The organism is Levilactobacillus spicheri DSM 15429 (assembly GCF_001435095.1).
In the GTDB taxonomy this organism is placed as follows: domain Bacteria; phylum Bacillota; class Bacilli; order Lactobacillales; family Lactobacillaceae; genus Levilactobacillus; species Levilactobacillus spicheri.
This window is the reverse complement of record NZ_AZFC01000028.1, coordinates 94,648-115,026: the sequence shown is the minus strand read 5'-3', so window position 1 is coordinate 115,026 and position 20,379 is coordinate 94,648. Positions and strand designations below refer to the sequence as shown.

At 57.5% G+C, this 20,379-nt stretch carries 12 protein-coding genes; 4 read left to right on the top strand and 8 right to left on the bottom strand.

Annotated elements, in window-relative coordinates; translation table 11 throughout:
• Positions 1-637: 637 nt before the first annotated feature.
• From FD37_RS08500 to secA2, 7 genes are read right to left on the bottom strand one after another with little or no spacing between them, the layout of a single operon-like run.
• Positions 638-1,501: a hypothetical protein gene (locus FD37_RS08500; RefSeq protein WP_056964791.1), complete on the bottom strand. Its 864-nt coding sequence runs from the start codon at positions 1,499-1,501 to the stop codon at positions 638-640.
• The gene (locus FD37_RS08495) at positions 1,491-2,939 is read right to left on the bottom strand and encodes a glycosyltransferase (protein ID WP_045806924.1); all 1,449 of its coding nucleotides are present in this window, start codon (positions 2,937-2,939) and stop codon (positions 1,491-1,493) included. Before FD37_RS08495 ends, FD37_RS08500 begins: the two co-directional genes overlap by 11 nt.
• Complete coding sequence (asp3, locus tag FD37_RS08490; RefSeq protein WP_045806925.1) at positions 2,936-3,688, bottom strand: accessory Sec system protein Asp3; 753 nt, start codon at positions 3,686-3,688, stop codon at positions 2,936-2,938. Before asp3 ends, FD37_RS08495 begins: the two co-directional genes overlap by 4 nt.
• On the bottom strand, positions 3,685-5,268 hold the full coding sequence (asp2, locus tag FD37_RS08485) for an accessory Sec system protein Asp2 (RefSeq protein WP_056964788.1): 1,584 nt from the start codon (positions 5,266-5,268) through the stop codon (positions 3,685-3,687). The genes asp3 and asp2 overlap by 4 nt, the downstream gene beginning before the upstream one ends.
• Positions 5,252-6,793: an accessory Sec system protein Asp1 gene (asp1, locus tag FD37_RS08480; RefSeq protein ID WP_056964786.1), complete on the bottom strand. Its 1,542-nt coding sequence runs from the start codon at positions 6,791-6,793 to the stop codon at positions 5,252-5,254. The genes asp2 and asp1 overlap by 17 nt, the downstream gene beginning before the upstream one ends.
• A 13-nt stretch (positions 6,794-6,806) precedes the next feature.
• Positions 6,807-8,042, bottom strand: coding sequence for a hypothetical protein (locus FD37_RS08475; RefSeq protein WP_056964785.1), 1,236 nt, complete (start codon positions 8,040-8,042; stop codon positions 6,807-6,809).
• Positions 8,043-8,056: 14 nt separating this feature from the next.
• Positions 8,057-10,453, bottom strand: a complete 2,397-nt coding sequence (gene secA2, locus FD37_RS08470; RefSeq protein ID WP_056964783.1) for an accessory Sec system translocase SecA2 — start codon at positions 10,451-10,453, stop codon at positions 8,057-8,059.
• A 73-nt stretch (positions 10,454-10,526) separates the two neighbouring features.
• Here secA2 and FD37_RS12825 point away from each other — a divergent pair, with 73 nt between their 5' ends.
• The 3 genes from FD37_RS12825 to FD37_RS08460 all read left to right on the top strand — a co-directional run bounded on the left by FD37_RS12825 (position 10,527) and on the right by FD37_RS08460 (position 16,760).
• The gene (locus FD37_RS12825) at positions 10,527-10,718 is read left to right on the top strand and encodes a hypothetical protein (protein ID WP_147007775.1); all 192 of its coding nucleotides are present in this window, start codon (positions 10,527-10,529) and stop codon (positions 10,716-10,718) included.
• Between the two features lie 417 nt (positions 10,719-11,135).
• Positions 11,136-12,194 (top strand): glycosyltransferase, encoded by a 1,059-nt coding sequence (locus tag FD37_RS08465; protein WP_045806929.1) that lies wholly within the window; start codon positions 11,136-11,138, stop codon positions 12,192-12,194.
• A gap of 255 nt (positions 12,195-12,449) precedes the next feature.
• Positions 12,450-16,760, top strand: coding sequence for a KxYKxGKxW signal peptide domain-containing protein (locus tag FD37_RS08460; protein WP_235807867.1), 4,311 nt, complete (start codon positions 12,450-12,452; stop codon positions 16,758-16,760).
• Positions 16,761-18,514: 1,754 nt separating this feature from the next.
• On the opposite strand, the gene FD37_RS08455 is transcribed toward FD37_RS08460, so the two are convergent.
• Positions 18,515-18,790, bottom strand: coding sequence for a hypothetical protein (locus FD37_RS08455; protein ID WP_147007781.1), 276 nt, complete (start codon positions 18,788-18,790; stop codon positions 18,515-18,517).
• 383 nt (positions 18,791-19,173) lie between these two features.
• On the opposite strand from FD37_RS08455, the gene FD37_RS12820 reads away from it, so the two are divergent.
• Complete coding sequence (locus tag FD37_RS12820; RefSeq protein ID WP_235807866.1) at positions 19,174-20,289, top strand: DUF5776 domain-containing protein; 1,116 nt, start codon at positions 19,174-19,176, stop codon at positions 20,287-20,289.
• Positions 20,290-20,379: the final 90 nt, after the last annotated feature.

Genomic DNA, 20,379 nt, shown 5'->3' with positions numbered 1-20,379 from the left:
TTGATGTAACCGGGCAAAGAACACCCGGTAACATCAATTTCACCACGACCATCAAGGCGCCTCTGTTGCGCTAACATTGGTCGTTGGCTATAACGATTAGGCCGTTAAATGGTCACCTAACGGATTCTACTTCAACGTGATAAGTTATCTTAATCATCGCAAAAGACCGCTTAAATCGCCTGAGAGGACGGTTTAAACGGCCTTTTGTGTCTCTTGAGATGGAAAACTGTCTACGAGTTCAATCATCCTCAGTGGGACAGACAACCAGAACCGGTCAAACCGAGATAGTTGCTTGGTTTGACCGGTTCTGGTGGGTTAAAGAACTGATTTAAGGGATGCTTGTGGGGTTGTCCAGTGGTGATGATGACTCTCGACGCGAGCGGTGTTGCCAGTTGCTCAATTTGGTGGGCGGATCACTAGTGAACCACCCGGAGGCGAGCAGGGGCTCAGCCAGCGAAATTATCCTTAGCCAGCGTCTTTTGCTGGCTTAGGATAAGGCCGAGTTTTGAAACGCGCGATTTGGGCGCGGTTCAAAATCGTGCCCGCAGGCGTCACGGCCCCTGAGCGCCGGAGGGTGACCAGCCTTATTCCAGCTTGTTCGCCGGCGTGCAGCGCCCATCAACGACCAGCTGAAAATTTAGCTGTCCGCCACCACCGTTGCCTTGTCCAGCTTAAAGTTGCGCAGGGCCAGGGCGTTGTAAGCAGCCTGGGTCATCTGGACCTCCTGGATGTACTGGATGTCGTTGTTCAGGATGCCCAGCAGGTTGCCCCGAATCTCGCCCTGTTCGTCGAACGGATTTTCGCAGAGCCGCAGGATGTTGTGCGACTTGGTGTAGCGCAAGGCCATCATCTCGACACCCATGTAGCAGACCGTGACCTGGTCTTGGACCGTCAAGAGGTTGGCGACCTGGCGGCACACGAACTCGTTTAAGTTATCGTAGTGCTCCAGAACTTCCTGGGTCTCGGGGTCCTCGATGGTGATGTAGTTCAGGACGTTTTCGTAGTAGTAATACCGGATGATTGGCTGGCCCTTTAGGTTCAAGAAGTCGAACTCCTGGGGCTGCCCCTCGTTATAGAACAGCTGGGTGTATTGCCGGCCGTCCGTGGCGTACTCTTCGATCAGGTCGTTGGTGCCGTCCGGGTTGAAATAGTCGATCTCCTTGACGGCCCGGTTGGTCCCGGGGTAGAGCTTCATTTGGCCGATGGGTGCGCCGTCGTATTCGAGCGCGAGAAAGCCATCGCTGTTCATTAAAATGTTGGTGCCGTCCGGAACCGGCGCCCGGTTGAAGAACAGGTAGTCGTCGGGGTCGTAGGCGGTCCGCTTGGTCAGCCAGTCGTACAGGTTGACGCTGTGTTTGATGGCTTCCTGCCGCATGGTGCCGGCGAAGTTCGGGGCCGACCCGATCGACAGAAGGTGCAGGTTATCGGCCAGCAGGATCTTTTTTTCCTGTTGCCAAACGTCCGTATTGGTGTGGACGCCGTTTACAAGTTCATAGCGCATCGATTAACTTCCTCCAATCTTCTGCAATCACGTGGTCCTGGTACCGTTCGACCTTGGCCTTGGTGTGGGCGACTAGGTCATGGTAATTGGCGGCCATGAACCGCTTGAGGGCCTGGTGCAGCTGCTCGACACTGTAGTCGGCGTCCGTCCGGTTGAAGTCGGCGAGGAAACCGTTTTGCCCCTCGTCGACCAGCTCCTGGGCCCCGAACCGGGCGTTGAACGTGACGATCGGCAGACCAGCGTTCATGGCCTCGATGTAGGTCAGGCCGAACCCTTCGGAGTAGGACCCGGAAATGTAGGCGTCGTACTGCGGGTAGAGCTTCTCTAGCTCGGCGGACAGGCCCTTGACGTGGATGTAGTCGCCGGCGTGGCCGTCCTCGATGGCGGTTTTGATGCGTTTCTCTTCCTCACCAGCCCCGTAAATGTCGAGGGTCAGGTTGACGCCGTCCTCGTCGTGCAGCTTGACGAGGGCCTTGACGATGAAGTCCACGTGCTTTTCGATGGCCAACCGGGACGCGGTGATGAACTTGATCGGGTCACCCGGTTGTTTGTTCGGATCGATCTGCGGGTTGTCGCGGACCCCGCCGACCGGAATCGTGACGATCTGGTCGCCGCGGTCGGGGAAGTCGACCAGCATATCTTGGCGCTGCCGCTCGGTGGCCACGACCATCTTGTCGACCTGGTCGAGGTGGGTCAGCAGGTACTCGTTGTAGTTGTTAAACAACGGGTAGCGGGGATCCTTGCGGTTGTTGAGCTGGTCGGCGTGAATCACGTCGATGACCTTCAACTTGTCGGAGTGCATCGCGAAGAGGGCGACTTCGGGGTCGATCCCCCGGTCGATCATGTAGACGTTCTTTTCGTGATAGGCGATGTTCAACCGCTGGAAGAAGTAGCGGATCAGCTGCATCCCGTTGCTGAAGAATAGGTGCCGGCCGCCCGCCTGGTGATACAGGTGGATGTTGCGGATGATGACCTTACGGTGGGGGTCATCGTAGAACTGGAAGTCGGCCATCTTGAGACCGGTGTTCATGTTGAAGAGCTCCACGTGATTGGAGCCGACCATCAAGATATTGGTCTTCTTATGTTTGTCGGGATGCTTGATCATGTGGTCGATGACGTGCAGGCCACTGACGGTGTAAGTATCGCGTTTGCGGTGGGTGTTGGTCGAGTCGATGACCAACTTGGTGCTGTGCTCATAGAAGGTCTGGACACCGTGCTTCAGGTAGTCCTCGCCCAGGGTGAAGTACTCCCACATGTTGATGACCTGGTCGTTCGCCAGGCCCCAGCGTTTCATGGGGGCTTGGAGGTCCCGGTTCAAGCGGTAAAAGAGGTAGCGGAAAGGCAGGCCGGCTTGGGTCAGGACCTTTCCCCGGTAGAATTCGGCGTGTTCGACCCCGGAATTGCCCATTCCGATGGTCCCGTTAACAAAAAATATCATTTTGGTTCCTCCCGAAGCATGAGTGATTGCCAGTGTGCGAGCTTGGCTTGCCAGGCGGCCAGTCCCGAGTCTTCCCGGGACGTGGCGGGGTGGTCGGCCAAGAAGGTCATCAGCTCTTGATTGATTTTATCGATCCAGTGAATGTTTCCCAGCTGGTGCGGGGTGACGTAGACCACCAGGTTATCCCGGTCGGGGGCCAGCAGTAGCGGCTTGGTCGCGCCCTGCCGGACGACCAACGCGACGTGCGGGGCCGTGGCGTCCTTGGCCGTCGCGGTGACGCTTCCGGCGAAGGGGTCCACGGAAAATTGGTAGGCCGCTGCCGTGGCGGCGTCCATCAGCAGGAGGTTGTGGAAGACGACCTGCTCGTGGTGGGTGTTGACCAGTTCGATCGTGTAGTCGGTCGCCTCCGGGGGCATGGTGAAGGTGCCCTCGGTGCCGTCGAGAATCGTGTTATCGAGGGTGTGGCCGTCCTCGTCCAGAAACTGGATGCGCAGGTAGACCCCGCCGCCGGTGACGCTGATGTGGCCCTGGAGAAAGTAGGGCGTGTTCGGCTGAATCACCGGTAGCTCGTTGGTCAGGTGTTGGGCGGCGAAGTTGCGCTTGGAGCGCCACTGGTGGATTACCTCGCCGGGCGGCATCAGCGGTGCCCGGTAGGTGACCACGCGCTCGGGTGAGACCGTGACCTGGCAGCCGTACTCGTAGGTGTTGCGCAGGTGCGTCGGCCAGAGTAGTAGGTAAGCCAGACTCATGACGACACCTCCTCAGTGACGAACTTGCGGTCGAATTCGGACGCAAGGATCATCTGGTACTGCTTGAAGAACCAGGCATTGACGGCCGGCGTATCGTCGTTATGGCGGCCCAGGATCCCCTTATGCAGGAAACGCACGTGGGGGAAGTGGGTGGTGGTCCATTCGAACAGCTGGTCGAAGGACGTGTTGTCGAAGTCGTCCTGGTACATGTGGGCGATGGCGAAGGTGGTGTGGCTGAAGTCGGCCTGGCGAATCTTTTCCCAGATGCGGTCGTTGAGCTGCTGCGCGGTGGCCGGCGTGTCGTCGCCGGTGTGGTACAACAGAAAGTCAAACGACGGCTGGAAGTCCTGGGTCCGCTTGATGCGGCCGTTGGTGGCGGTGGTCCCCAGGTTGATCAGGGGCTTGCCGGCCACGATGGCCCGCGGTTGCAGCTGGGCGCCGTAGTACAGGCACGCGGTGGTCCCTTCGGAGATCCCCGATAGGATCAGGTCGTCGGGGGCAAAACCCAGCCGCTTGAGCGTCAGGTCGATGACGTGGCGCATGCCGGTCTCGAAGGCCGGTGAGCCCAGGTAGAAGCCACCCCCGTTGAGCCGGGGATCGCTGACCAGCAGGAAGGGTGCGCCCAGCCGTTCCATCATGAAGTTCCCTTCGAAATGGTCGGCCATGTTGAACCCGCTGAAGTAGACGTTCAGGGGCGGTTTCATGTCGCCAGCGTCGAAGTAGTAGTAGAAGTTGTCGTTGAAGCTGGCGGGGGCGTGGAACAGGTGGCCGCCCGGAAAGAGCTTGCCGAAGTGTTCCCGGGAGCGGGAGATGTGAACCAGGCCGATATCGAGGTCACCCTGCCCCTTGGCCAGGACGCTCAAGGTGTAGTAGAAGTCGGTGTCCCCCAGGTGCAGGGTCTTGCCCTCCGGATAGTCCGTCGGGTCGAAGACGATGGTCCGCAGGGGCTGGGGCGATTGTTGATTGACCAGGGTCAGCTGGTAGCGGACCGAGACGTCGGCTGAGGGCAGACACTCGGCCTGAAAGGTCAGGTCGCGGTTGCGGCCGGCGTAGCCCTGGGTCTCCCAGATGGCGACGGGTTGAAAGTCCAAGCCGAAGTTCCCGGTCAGGTGCATCCGGTAACGGCCGTAGCGCTTGATCTGGCCGTCGAAGCTGGAGAGGATCCGCAGGCTGCCGTGATCGAGCTTGAAGGCGTCCTGCCCGGGGAACCAGTCCCGGTTAATGGTGGTGACCAGTGCCGCGGCGTCCGTCATGTCGACGGGGAAGGCTCCCTTGAGCGCGAACAGCTGTTGGGTGTCGGTGTCGAGGTCGACCCGCCGGTCATAGAGGATGTGGTTGGCCGGCAGGGCGGACAGGGTGGCGTAGTCGTTCCAGGTCGGATCGTCGTTGGGTAGCAGGAACAGGGCGTTGCGCCATTCCGGCGTGATGGCCCCGGTCGCTGTCAGGGTCAGTTGGGGTGCCGACTTTTCTTGCTGGTGGTCCGGATGGTAGACCCATTGATAGGCGTCGTCGAGGGCGGCCGGGTCGATGACCGGCTGGCCGCCGAGTTGCACGACCGGCATTTTACGCGTGTTCGCCATGGGTGATCACCCCTTTCCAATAAGCCAAAAGTTTCGGTTCCGCGAGGTCTTCGAGGTAGTTGATGCTCTTGACCAGGCTTTCGTTCCAGTGAATCAGGGTCGCCAGGTAGAAGTCGAGAGCGGCCGGTAGATCCGTTAAATGACTGACGATGAGGCCGTTCTCGTGGTCCGCGACGTACCCGGTGGCGACCCGGTTGATCTGCGGAATGCCGGCGCTGATGGCCGCAATCTGCAGCTGGAGGTTGGGAATCTCCCCCAGGTCGATCAGGAGCCGGGCGCCGCCGAGGATCTCCTGGCGGTCGTGGTCGGTCAGCCGGTAGCGGACCCGGACCCGTTGCAGACTGCCAATCACGGTCTGGATGGCCGCGGGAAGCTTGTCGGGCTGCATCAGGGCCTGGTGGTTTTCCAACTGGATCAGCAGGCCTTGGAGTAGCAGGTACTCGGGCGAGTCCTCCGCGATGTCGGCCGCGGCGATGATTCGTTGCCGGAACTGCTGAACCAGCCGGTCGGCGGCGACCTTTGAGGTGGCGATGATGGTGATGGTGTGCTGCTCGTCCTTGACCAGCCAATCGGTCAGTTGGCGGGTCACCAGCGCCTGCTCGTGGAGGGGCTGGTAGTTCACGGCCCAGACGATGGTGGTCTCCGGTAACTCGGTACTGTTCCCCAGGGACAGCGTGGTTGCGTAGGGCGAGACCACGTCGACGGGGACGTCCAGGTTGGCGTTGACCTGGCGGAATTTCTTGGCCATCTGCTGCGTCGGGGCGATGACCCGTTCCAGCGCGGCGAAGAGGTTGTCGGGCAACGTCGGGGCGACCCGGTTCGCCAGGAGATAGGCCACCCGGTGCTGTTGGGCGATGGGCGTCAAAATATCGGCGGTGACTGGGTCGGCGGCGCTGATGATCAGGTCGTCACGACCGGCCAAATGGGCCTGGACCCGCTCGATGATCAGGTCTTCTAAGGACGCGTAGGTCTGGGTGACCTGCCCGCCGGCCGCGAGCAGGTCGACGTGGTTGTCGGCGGCCCGGCGCATGACCGGTAGGGTGGCGGGGTTGAACCAGAGGGTCTCGACCCGGTTGTTGCGGTGGTCATAGGTTGTTTGTGTGGCGCAGAAGCCCCGGTCGTCGTAGGTCCGAATGACCCGGGTCCCGTCGGGGTTGGTCAGGGTGACCTGACTGACGAAGCCCGCGGCGTGGAAGGTCACCTCACCGGCGATGCGCTGACCCTGGACTAGCAGGACCTTGTCGGCCAGGTAGACGAACTGGGTGTCCCGGGGCAGGTCGAGGTCCTCGAGGCCTAAGGGCAGTCCCTCGGCCTGGTGGACCTGCTGGAGGTCGTCGAAGACGTTCCACCAGGGCAGCGTGGTCAGGTGATTGGCCTGCAGCTGATAGCGTAGCCAGGGCAGGGGTTGAAGTAAGAGCAGTTCGGCGCCCAATTGGTTGTGCATGAACAGCTGGGCCAACTTCACGATGGGATTATCGGTCAGTCGCAGGGCACTGCGGGACCACGCTGGAATAATGACAGTCATTGGGACATCCTCCTTAGTCAAAAATCTGGTACTGATTCTTGGTGATCAGGCCGCGGATCTGGTCGGCGACCCCGATCGTCATTCCCGCCAAAATCATCAAGGACCCTAAGTACAGGGAGTAGTTTGCGGCGACGGGCCAGATGAGCCCCACCAGCAAGGGACCGACCCCGATGATCAGGGTGATGATGCTGGAGATGAAGCTCAGACGGTTGAAATGTTGCATGATGGCGGCTTCCGTGGCGTCACCGGGATAGGTGCCCAGCAGGTAGTCGTCGCTTTCCTTGAGCGACTTGGTCTGCCGGGTCGGCTGCAGGTTGATGTAACCGAACGCGTAGTTCAGGAGCAACAGGACCACGGTGTACATCAGGATGCCCTGGGGCGTCCGGTAGGAGAACCAGGTGGCAATCAGGTGTTGCAGGGGAGTCGTCGGCCCGACCGTCTGGTTCACAAAGTACCGCGGCAGCATGAACAGCGAGCTGGAGAACATGAACGGCATCCCCGCCGAGGTCAGAACCTTGATGGGCAGGTAGGAGTTCGAGTGTTCCCGGTCGAGCATCGGCCGTTCGATGGGCAGCCGTAGTTCGGCGGCGTTGGTGATGACGCTAAATAAGAGGAAGACGGCGCCGATGACCACGGCCACGGTCAGGCTGGTGGCGGTGATCTTGAGCGGCACGGTCTCGGCGTCCCCGAACCCGCGAATCAGGTTGTTGGGGATGCCGCGGACGATGCCGGGGATGATCAGGGCGACGCTGCTCCCGATTCCGATGGCGGCGTTCATGTTGGCCAGCCAGGCGACGAAGAGCGCTCCGGCAATCAGAATCAGCATGGTGCCGATAAAGGTGATGTCAATCTGGGTCCCGGGCAGGTAGAAGGTGTCCAGCGAGCCGCGGACCAGGTAGACCAGCTGAAAGGACTGGGCGATGGCCAGCAGCAGGGTGATGCCGTACTTGCCGAAGCTGACCTGCCGCGGACTCAGGTGCCCGATGGCCTCGTCACCGATGGCTTGCACGGCCTGCCAGATGATCATGGCACTCATGAAGGGCCCCATCCCGACCGAGAAGAGCGTCTGGTTGGAGAAGTCACTCCCGGTCACGTTGCCGAAGAGCCGTAAAAAGGTCACGTGTTGGACGGCCGTCTCGGCGGACGTCAGGTCCACGTTCGGGAGGGGAATCGTTTGGCCAATAACGAAGACCGCGAGGATCAGGGCGGTCCAGCCCAGGCTGGTTAGAAATTCACGATAACGATGCACAACAAATCACCTTTCTAAGGATAGGTCACATCAATGCTCCCGTCCGCTTTAAATTGAAATTCCGATAAGAGGAGGTTCTTGACGGTCTGGTGGGCAAAGGATTGCTTCATCTCGGCGAAGGCCTTGCGACCGTCCTTCAAGTATTCCAACAGGGGGTCGTGCTGGGCCGTGCTCCGGCTGGTGGCGATCTGCCGCAGCTGTTGGAGCATGTCGACCTGGTCGATCCAGGCGTTGTCCAGCGACTTCAGTAGGCACATCCGCTCGAAGTACACCTGTTGGTCTTGGTTAATATTTTCGAATTTTTTCTGGAGTTGGTCAACCATCAGCTGTTGCAGGAACGGCGCCGTCTGCTTGGGCTGGTCGGGTCGCCAATCCTGGTCGATCACGTCGGCGACGACCAAGTGATTGTCGATGGTGTTCAGCACGTAGTCGGCCAGTTCACTTCTGGTCGGGTGGGGATGCTGCTGCATGAACGATCGGGTGGCCATCTTGAAGACGCTGGTCAGCTGGTCGTCGAGGGTCGGCGCCGTCATGATCTGCTGACGGGTGGCGTAGATGGTATCCCGCTGGACCCGCATGATCTCGGCGTACTGCAGCGTCTGGGTCCGCGACTGGCGGTCACTCTTCTCGGCGTTGTGCTGGGCCTGCGTGATGAGGCGGCGGAAACGGTACTTGCCCCAGAAGGGCATCCGGATGCGGGGATTGCCCGCGCCCGGGTGATCGCGCTTGTAGGCCGCGGCCCGACGCCGGTAGCGCCGCAGCCAGTTGGGCCCGTGTTCCAGCAGGATCGAGTCTTCGATGGAGACCAAAAAGACGGTCTTGCCGGGGGCGCCTTGGCGGCCGCTCCGGCCCCGGAGTTGGTTGTCGACCCGGGCGCTGTTCATCCGCTCGGTCCCGACGACCAGCAGGCCGCCCAGTTCCTTGACGCCCTTGCCCAGCTTGATGTCGGTGCCCCGCCCGGCCATGGAGGTGGCGACGGTCACGGCGCCGAGCTGGCCGGCTTCCTTGACGATGAGGGCTTCCTTGGCGGCACTCCGCGCGTTCAGGAGGTTGTGCGGGATCTCTTCACGCAGAAGGATCCGCGAGAAGAGGTTCGACAGGGAAACGGACCCGGTCTCGATCAGCACCGGTCGGCCCTGCTGGTACGCCTGCTTGACCAGCGCCACGGCGTGCTCGAGCTTCTCCGACGTGGAATTGTAGAGCTGGTCGGGCAGGTCGATCCGTTGCGACGGCTTGTTGGTCGGAATCGAGATGACCGACAGCCGGTAGGTCTCCTGCAGTTCGGCCGCGTCGGTCATGGCCGTCCCGGTCATGCCGCTCAGGTGGCTGAACATGCGAAAGAGGTTCTGGAAGGTGATCGACGCCATGGTCCGGGTCTGGTTGCTGACCGGCACGGCTTCCTTGGCTTCCAGGGCCTGGTGTAGCCCGGCTTCGAGCTTCATGCCGGCTAACTTCCGGCCGTTGGAGAGGTCCAGCAGCGACACGCCGTCCTCGTCGACCACGTAATCGCGGTCGCGCGTCAGCGTCTGGTGGGCCTTGAGGGCCAAGACCAGGTGCCGGTAAAGGGTCCGGTGGCGTTCACTCAAGAGGTCCTCGAGCCCGAGGTATTCTTCCATGTGGTCGATGCCGCAAGGGGTGAACCAGACCTTCTTGTGGTCGTTGCTGCGCTCGAAGTCGACGTCCTCACGCAGGAGGCAGATGACCTGGTCGGCAATCTCGAAAAGGTTGGACCGCACCCGCGGCGCCCCGGAGATGACCAGGGGCATCTGGGCCGAGTCGAGCAGAACGGCGTCGATCTCGTCCAGAAGGGCGAAGTGGAAGCCTTGGAGGAACCGTTCGTCGGCGGTCCCCGAGAGGTTGTCCATCAGGTAATCGAATCCCAGCGTGGAGTTGGTAGTGTAGACGATGTCGGCCTGGTAGATTTTATGTAAGTCGCGGTCGTGCGGGTCTTCCCCGGTCGCGGGGACCCCGGCCACGGCGGTCAAGCCCAGCCAGCGGTAGACCTTGCCCATCTCCTGGGCGTCCCGGTAGGCCAGGTATTCGTTGGCGGTGACCAGAAAGTTGCCGCTCCCGGTCAGACCGTTGAGGTACATCGGCAGGGTGGCCGTCAGGGTCTTGCCTTCCCCGGTCTGCATTTCGGCGACGTTGCCGTCCTGCATGACCAGGGCGCCCAGGACCTGGACGTCGAAGGGAAACATCCCGAGGACCCGCCGGTCGGCTTCGCGGGCGACCGCAAAGGCCTGGATCTTCAACGAATCCAGAGATTTACCGGCGGCGAGCTGCTCGCGGAAGAGATCGGTTTGTGATTTTAACTCCTCATCGGACATGTCCTGATACTTGGAAGCTAAGGCGGCCACGGCACGCATTTGGCGGACGTATCTCTCAGGAGTGCGGTGATGTGTGAACGGCATCCTTATCATTTCTTTCCTTAAAAATTGACCCAATTCATTGCTTTCGATTCTGATTGATGGTTATAATTATAGCATGACCAGTAAGACAAATAAGGAAATGTTGAAAAACGACATCTCCTCAAGAATGAAGCAGGAAGAGCACTATGTGCAGGTGCCACCGGTCGAGAAAAAGTCGTCCGGCAAGGCCCTGAACATCGTGATCTCGGTGACCATTGCCATTATCGTGTTAGCGGGAATCTTGTACCCGTTGGTAAATCTGTTTTAGGGGGAAACGGCGTCAAATGGGTCACCTTACAAGACCCCTGTAAACCGGTTCTTGAGGGGCATCCAACGGCCAAAACGGTAGCTGTAGCTGAAAAGCGGTGGGTCTGACCGACTGCCAATGCCAAGCTAGCGGCAATTTAGCCGTCTATACCGATTATACTTGTTCTAAAAGGTAAAGTGAAAGAATCAAGCAATTAAATGTTAAATATTATCGACTGTTTTGATGAGGAATCGAATCGACGGCGTCGTGACGCGGTCGGGGCGGTTCCTTTTGCGTAAGATGGTGATTGCTTTTCGGGGGGCAAGGTCGCTATAATTAAGCTATTAATAAGGTAAGTTACCAGAAAAACCAGTCGTTTTGGGAACGGTTCCGCGCGGGCAGGTCCCGTGGCGCTGAACGGGATGGGAGATTGTGTTTATGCAAAAATGGATTACGGATATTGTGCAGGGCCGGACGTTTGACGCGACCCGGCAGGCCAAGCAGGACATCGCCAACATTGGCGCGTCCATGGGCTATAAAGTCGCCAATATTTTTCGCTACAACGACGTCGGCGAGGATGACGACGCCATGCTGGCCCGCATCGACGGCATCACGGCCGCGGTCGACCGGGGCGACATGCTGGTCTACCAGTTTCCGTCTCTGAATAGTGGGCGCTTCGACGACCTGTTCGTCGACCAGATGCACCGACGCGGCGTTCGGGTGGTCTGCCTGGTGCACGACGTGGGGACCCTGCGGGATCAGCAGGCGCCGACCTGGATCGACGAGATCGGCTACTTTAACAAGTGTGATGTGCTGATCGTCCACAACCGGCTGATGGCCGACCGCCTACGCGAACTCGGCGTGACGACGCCGATGGTCAACCAGTACCTGCTGGATTACCTCGACGATAACCACGACGAGGACCGCTACGAGACCAAGCCGGAGAACTTCCAACGCGGCGTGGTCCTGGCCGGCAACATTCTCAAATCCCGCTACCTGGCCGACTGGGCCAACGAGACCCCGATTACCGTGTTCGGGGTGACCGACGCCGAGCTGGACAAGAAGCTCAACGCCAACCCGAAGATCGACTTTCGCGGGCAGCGGTGGCGCTGGGACCTGATCCAGGAGATGCCGCGCGAGTTCGGCCTGGCCTGGGACAGCGATACGTCGAGCTACAAGTACAACGACTACACGCGCTATAACCACCCGCATAAGGTGTCGATGTACCTGGCCCACGGGTTGCCGGTGATCATCTGGCGGCAGGCAGCGGTGGCCGACATCATCGTGGACAACGGCCTGGGCATCGCCATCGACAGCCTGGACCAGATCGATGACGCCATCCGCAGCATCTCGGACCAGGACCTGGCGCAGATGCTGCACAACGTCGGGCAGTTCGGCAAGTTGATCCGGGACGGCTGGTTCACCCGCCAAGGCCTGCAGGCGGCCGAGATGAAGCTGCTTTCACCGCAGTTCGAGATTCCGGATAAGTTGAAATAAGGGATTCTAAAAAGAGGACCCGCCGGTGACCTTTGTGGTCGTTGGCGGGTCCTTTTGCTATGAAAATCGTTATTTTATGCCAACAAGCTAACTGATAAAACTTGTATGCTAGCCGGCTATGCGCGCCTGGCCGGGCTTAGACGCCGGTTTAACAAGAAAGATTATATCGAATTGGGGGCCAACCATTTACGGTGTGACGAACCATGCTACTCTGAAGGTAGGTAACAGAGAACACATGGGATGGGGATGGTCTTTTTGAAGGGTTTGACGCCAAAGAAGTCGGAATTGGCTAAGGCAAATAGTCGCACACACTTTAAAATGTACAAGGCGGGCATTCACTGGGTCATCGCGGGCATTTCGACGGTCGGCGGCCTATTCGGTATGGGCACGATCGGCACGACGATCGCGGCCAAGGCGGACGCTCCCGCGGGCATTGCCCAGGAAGCGGACCCGCAGCAGGTCGCGGCCACGCAGACCAGCGGGGAGATTCCGGCGACCAGTACGTCGGTGAGTGAGAGTAGTTTGGCGGAAGAGTCGGATAGTGGGAAATCCACTTCGGAACAAGTATCGGAGACGAGTGAAAGTGAATCACGGCTGTCTGCCTCATCAGAGACAATTGATTCAGAAGACAAGGTAGTTGCCGAGAAGTTCAGTAAGTATGACCAGCCCTTACTAGTAAAATCTGGTGAGAATGGGCAGACATTGCAAAATCAGCAGCTTGAAAAAAATAAAGAAACGCCGGTATCTGGTCAAACAGTGGTGGCCCAAACCAGAAGCATGAAGAATCGGTCAATTGGTTCAACGCCTAACGTTTACCAGAGTCTTAATGACTATCAAAATGGGATTAAAGATGCCCAACAGGACCTCACCAAAATTATAAATAAGTGTTACGACAGTGGCAAAAATCTGGTGGGAGGGGCGATTGTGCAGGCTGGAAAGCATGCACTGTCAAAAATTCCGAATATTGGTTTAATTGGAAGTAATATAAAGAGAATCCCAAATACTAGTTCAATTGGAAGTAATATAAAGAAAATTTCGGATCTAATGGATAATTATTATCAAGACGATTCTTTACAGATAGACCAAGCAGATGGGAAACCAATCTGGCATGATAAACAGTATGATAACCACCCGAGTAAGCAAGGTCTTCAATTAAAAGATTACAATCAGGGATACGCCGATTACATCCGAAGTTTTGCTCAAGGAATTGCGAATTGGATAACTTCGATTAAAAGCAAGGCAACGAACACACAAACGGCGAACAGTTTAATTGATGGTGCTACCTATAACGCGAATAGTATGACGGGGGTTACCCCTGGCGGAGAAGTTGGGCTGGGAGTGGCATGGCTTATCGGTAGTAATGCGAATTACAGTAATGAGGTATTGGGATATCAACCCGATGGTAGCCCAGCCAGTGTAACAGTAGCCTTAGGTGTGAAGACCATCAACGACTACATTAAGCTGATTGCACCTAATATTATTGATGGCATTGCACATAAAGCGATGTCGGATATCCGGTCTTTGGGTGGTAGCATTCAGGATCAAGATTATGCACCAGCCACTTTGAGTGAAGCCACTAAGTTAAATGGAAACATTACTACGATGGTTCATAACTTGGGATTGGATGACGTACTAACGTCGTCACTGCTTCAAAAAGTTTATGAAGGCATTCGCGCGAACGCTATGACGGCCCTTGAAAACAACTGGACGCAAGGCGAAAACGAAGCCCTAGTGAGTTTATTAGGAGCGGGGACTTATAGGCCACAGGATTACAGTAAATCATTGAAGGCAATTAATGATCCGGGTGCGGCGTTTGACGAAGGTGGCGGTAAGCTATCGGTAATGGCCCATGATGCAGGGAAAAACTGGGCTTTAAAGGTTTTTGGCCCGTTGATTAACATGGCGAATGAAGATGCTTGGCAAGGTTCGTCTAAAAAATTAAGTGACATTGTGGAACAATTGCGACAGCAAAAAGAAATTTCGAACGATGAAGCTAACCAACTCATAATGGATAAGGGAGCAATCCACTTTTTTAACGGAAAGAGTTCGGGAATAACCTATCAACGTAATGCTTTAGGCGTTCAAGAAATGTTGGAATTGGTCTATCAGCAAGAATATAGAAATGCATGGGACGTGGTTAATGACATCCATAATTTACCGTTGTTAACACCGCAGCGGGTTCAGAATATCAGTGAAGGATTGTCGTTTAAAAGTCCAATCACTGAAAATCTCCAGGTGACACCGACGGAAATTCACATGGGAATCTATCAAAAAATTTGGCAGGACGTGTGGAGCTATGATCCCGGATATATGGGGATGCTGATGGCCGATTGGGATGCTCACAACGTAGTAGAAGGAAACTCGTCAGTATCCAGTCAAGACGCGTATCATAGTTGGGTTAAGGAAGAAACAGCTTGGATTGCGTATGGGTTTGCAATAGGGGAGCCAGAAAATATTTCGGATTTAATATTTGGGGTCTACCATGATGCGTATCAACAGGAATCAATAAAAACAAAAGCGGCCTTTGAAGCAGGTGTGGCGCTAGCCCGTTTAAATGCGCAAAAATCAGGCAATGGGACGGTAGTCTCTGTTAAGAACGCTGGCAGTTATCAACAATTTAATGCTGTTAGTGATGGTACGGGAACTGATTTTTCATCTTTCTCTGACGGAGAAGTTGCAAAAATGATGAAGTTTACCGAAGCTCCGCATCCAGGACAAGCGTTTACGGATGGTTATCAATCACAACTTCAACAAGTTCAAGTTGTAATGCAATCAGCTAGTCACAAAGACCAGGTAGCCTTTCAAAAGACCAATATGGCAATCAATAGTGGTGAAACCGTCAACGTCTTGAAGGATAAGCGGTTAGAGCTGACAGCACCGATTTTGCAATCTGGTTGGCACACTGTCGGCAAGGGTCAATGGTCAATGAATGGAAAAGTCCCGACCGTTACGTTTCAGTTTGCCTCCGATATTTCCTTTGTTAAAGGGAATTTAAGTGTTCCAACGGGAGAGTATGATGGTCGCTCAGTTAAAGAACACCTTACAACGGGCCAGTTAACGTTGCAGTGGGCTGACCATCGAGTCAATTCCCCAATTAGCATTCCAGCACAATGGTTGGAAGTTAGTCCTGACGATTCGCGCGTGGGGCGTTATACGGTACATTTGTCCCAGACTGGCGTACAACAGGTGTTACAAAAAATTAAACATGATTCAGCGTACGAGCAACCGTCAGCAAAGGATTTAAGCGCCATCGTGGGAGACTTCATTATGAAGGATTCCACCACGCGAGTCCCGATTATTCAGACGTGGCAGCCGCAAGTCATTGTAGGGCAGTCCCTTCAGACCAAAGATTTTGTTTTGAGCGCAACGGATGCGCTGGGTCATCGACTGTCGTCGGACCTTGTGACTAGCAATCTATCCCAAACGGCCATGGGACAACCGGGAAGTTATCCGGTGACCCTGACGCTGGTGGATCCGACGAGTGGTGAGACGGTCCATAAAACGGTTCAGGTGACTGTGATTAGTCAGGACACGGCCAAACAAATCGCTGATTCAGAGGCTAACTTGAATAAAGACTTGGTTAAGTCAATGACGACTCAATTCAATTTGGAATCGCAGAATGTGGCGCAGAATGATGAGCAATCTTTGACCGCGCTCGGAAACGATTTGTCATCATTATCTACTTGGATTAAGGAGACGGCATCAACGAACGATTTATTTGCTAGTGAAGCCAGTATTAGTGACTGGACCGATAGCGAAGATTCAGTCTCAACATCTATTTTGAAAGCCGAAGAAGCCTTTAGTTCGGAATCGGAGGTCTTAGAAAATGCAGACAATCAGGCATTTACGAGCTTGGGAATCGTACTAGCCACTGATTTAGCGGTTGCCAGCCAGCCTCATAAACCAAGTGGTCCGGCGACAGGCGTTATTGATGGAAATCAAGGTCAACTAAAGCCGGTCCAACCGACAACGCCAAATCAGCCGACAACCACTCACCAGTCACAAACTACGGGTGGTGTGGGTGATACTGGTCAATCGCGGCCCGCGGCTGATATTCACGGCCATCAGGGAGCCCATGTGGCACCAGTAGCGCCTGCGCAAACTGGAAATCAATACCCGGCTACTACGGGGCCAAATGCCCAGCAGAAACCGCAACCAGCGCCAACAACCAAACCGGTACCAACACCATCAGGTTCATCAACGACTGCGATTAAGAAACCGATTGATCAGGGTAATCCTTCAGTAGCGACCACAACCACGAAACCCGCGGGCCAGCCGCATCTGACAATCGATACTACAGATAACCATCAACCCCGGCCATCAGGTCAACCGGCCCCTCAACCGAGTCGACCAACGTTACCAGTTAAAACTCCTACGGATCAAGGAAAACAGCCTGCGCCAACGGCTGATCTCCACGACCATCAGGGAGCCCACGGGACACCAGTAGCGCCTGCGCAGACTGGGAACCAGCACCCGGCTACTACAGGACCGAATGCTCAGCAGAAACCGCAACCAGCGCCAACAACCAAACCGACACCAAGGAAAACAGCCTGCGCCAACGGCTGATCTCCACGACCATCAGGGAGCCCACGGGACACCAGTAGCGCCTGCGCAGACTGGGAACCAGCACCCGGCTACTATGGAGCCGAATGTCCCTCAGCAGCCGCAACCAACGCCAACAACCAAACCAGCACCATCGACGGGTTCGTCAACGTCTTCGATTAAGAAACCGATTAATCAGGGGAATCCTTCGGTAGCGACCGCAACCACGAAACCTGCGGGCCAACCGCACCTGACGACCGACACTGCGGGAAACCACCAACCCCAGCCATCAGGTCAGCCGGCCCCTCAACCGAGTCGGCCAACATCACCGGTTAAAACCCCTACGAATCAGGGAGACCGGCCAGTAACGACTCCTGTGACCAAACCGGTTGGCCAGCAACCAGGGACGATCGCAGTTGCTGGCAATCACCAACCGTCAGTTCAACCAACGCCGTCACCAGCTCAGCCAACCAGTCCTGCCGGTCATTCGGTAAGTGCGCAACCCGCAACAGGGTCCCACCAAGTACCGTCTGGAAGTCACCCAGATCAAGGGAAGGTGCCGGCACCGACGGCAGGTAGTCACCCAGCAACCACTACAGGCGCGGGCAATACTGGTCAACCAAAGCAACCAGCCGGAAGTTCTGCTGGACAGGGTGGTCAGACGAATAGTAACCAACCAGCTACAACGGTTAAGCAGCCTAATACGATAACTGGAGGCCACACAGTGCAGGGGAAGGTTCCAGCACCAACTGATCACCATTCCTCAAACACTGCGACTACGGGTAACGCCAGTCAATCGCAGCAACCAGTTCAACCAGTGATCCCTACACCGCAACCAATCCCAACAAGACCGGCGGGTCAGCAGCCAGGTCCTGCCGAGAGTGGCGGGCATGGTCAATCGCCCATTCGTCCAATCCGGCCAGTGAATCCGTTAGTGCCGTCACCAGCAGAAGGTAGTCACCCAGCAACCACTACAGGCGTGGGTGATACCAGTCAGCCGCAGCAACCAGCCGGAAATTCTGTTGAACAGGGCGGCCAAACGAGCGTTAGTCAACCAGCGACAACAATCAAGCAACCTGGCACGCCGACTGAAGTAACGGGTCATCATTCGTTACAGCCAGCACCAAGTCATCCGGCAACGCCAGGGACGCCGACAACTCACGGAAGCCATTCGGTAACGCCGATAACGCCGTTACCAGCCAACCCGGTTGGTGACCGGCAGCCCAAGCCAATGGGTCAAGTGGCACCGTCAACTGGAGGCCACGCAGTGCAGGGGAAGATCCCAGCACCAACTGATCACCATTCCTCAAACACCAGTCAACCGCAACCACCAGTTCAACCAGCGGTGCCTACACCGCAACCGATTCCAACCAGACCGGCGGGTCAGCAGCCGGGTCCTGCCGAGAGTGGCGGGCATGGCCAATCGTCTATTCGCCCAACACAGCCAGTGAACCCGGTAGGTACGCAACCAGCGGCGGGTTCCCAGCACCCAGCATCGTCTGGAAGTCACCCGGGCCAGGGGAAGATGCCGGCACCAACAGCAGGCAGTCATCCAACAACCACTACAGGCAGGGGGGATGCCGGTCACCCAGCAACGCCAGGTGAGACGCCAACAACTCACGGAAGCCATTCGGTAGCGCCAATAACGCCATTGCCGGCCAACCCGGTTGGAAAACGTCATCCTAAGCCAACGGGTCAAACGGAACCGTCAACTGGAGACCACGTAGTGCAGGGGAAGGCCCCAGCATCAACTGATCACCATTCCTCAAACGCTGCGACTACGGGTAATACCAGTCAACCACAACCACCAGTTCAACCAGTGGCACCCACACCGCAACCGACCCCAACCAGACCGGCGGGTCAGCAGCCGGGTCCTGCCGCGAGTGGCGGAAATGGTCAATCGGCCATTCACCCAACGCTACCAGCACACTCGGTAGCGCCGTCACCCGTTTCGCCAACCAAGCCAACTGGGCAGCCAACCAGCCCACGGCCAGCGACAACGGGGAACCAGCACCAGTCGCCAGCGGCAGTGCACCCGTCACTGGTACCGTCAACTGGGAAGCACCCAACGCAGGGCGGCACAGCTGGGGTAGGCAAGCCAACCGATCAGCACCAATCTCTGCTACAACCGGCCCAGCATCACGCGCCAGTGTCAAATCAGTCGACTGACTCGGGTCAGCAGCCGACGGATTCAGGCCATCCATCCGTCATCTCAACGCCGGGACAACCCGCTACTCATGGCAGTGCGGGTGGGCCTACGCAACCCGTTACGCCACATCCAAGCACGGTGGAGACGGACACGAGTCCTTCACGGCCAGCTGTTCCGGGTCAGGGGAGCCAGTCGGGAGCTCCGCAACCAACGGCGCACCACGAAACAACTAGCGGAAGCAATGCGCATCATCCAGCACCCGCGACCGGGCAACCAGCACACAATCGGTTGCCACACACAACGCCTGACGAGCAGGCTGGTCAGGGCAGCCACCTGGTAATCCCGCAGCCGGTCGCGCCGCAGCATCACGTGACTGACGGCAGCGGTCACTCCCAGCCGACGGTTCCCGCGCCTCAACCAACGCCTTCAACGGTCGTTCCGACGCCCGAGCAGCCCACAGTCCACGCTGGTCAGGGCAGTCACCTGGTACCGCGGCCAGCAACCCATCACCGGCCGATTACCGGTGCAACGTCTGTAACGCCGACGCCCGCAACACCGACCCCCGCGCCAATTCCGGCGCCTGAGCCGCTGCCCGCGGGTCCGGTGACGCCGGCGCCAAGTCCATCCAGTGTTGCCGCCCCAACGCCCGTTTCGACCAGTCCGCTGGCGCCGACCCCGCCGGTCCACCCAGTCGGTCAGTTTACGCCGGTCCTCAGTCAGGCCACCGTGGATGACGTCGTGGCCAGCCAGCAACGCGTACCGCAGCACCGGACCAAACCGGGTCACGATCACCAGACGACCCAGCGGCGGTTCCAGCGGTTTGACGTGAACGCCATTCGCAAGATTGGCCTCTACCGGACCGCGACCTTTAGCCCGCACCGGCGGATCGCGTGGTATCATCCGCAGGAGAGTGCGGTCCAGGCCCAGTTCATGGTCGTCGGCCTGTTCCTCTCCAAGCACGGGCGCCTGCGCTACAAGGTCAAGGACGTGAACCACGCCTCCAAGACCTACGGCGTTATGGGCTACATCACGGCGCGCTGGGAGTTCGTCCAGCCGACCTACTACCAGCACGTCCGCCGCGCGAAGATCGTGGTCGTAAACGCCCACGGCATCAACGGGTACCGGCGTCCCGACCTGACGGAGAAGCAGGCGCACTACGCTCAGGGCGAGCACCTGGTGGTTCGGCGGCTGGTTCATCACCGCCTGGCCATGCGCTTCCAGCTCACCAACGGGCAGTACGTGACGGCCAACCGCCACCTGGTCCGGCTCGCACCAAAGGGCCACGGCCTGGGTCTGACCGGCTTCATGACGTTTTTGCAACACCACTGGCGCTGGGCGACCACCCCGACCAACATCCCGCATTTTCTCACCGTGGGTAAGGTCCGGTCCCCCCGTCAGCGGTAAGTTTCTCCCTTATTTGTAATAAAAACGGCGTTCGTCGAACCACGACGGACGTCGTTTTTTGTTTGGCCAGCATTGGGGAAGTTTCCTTAT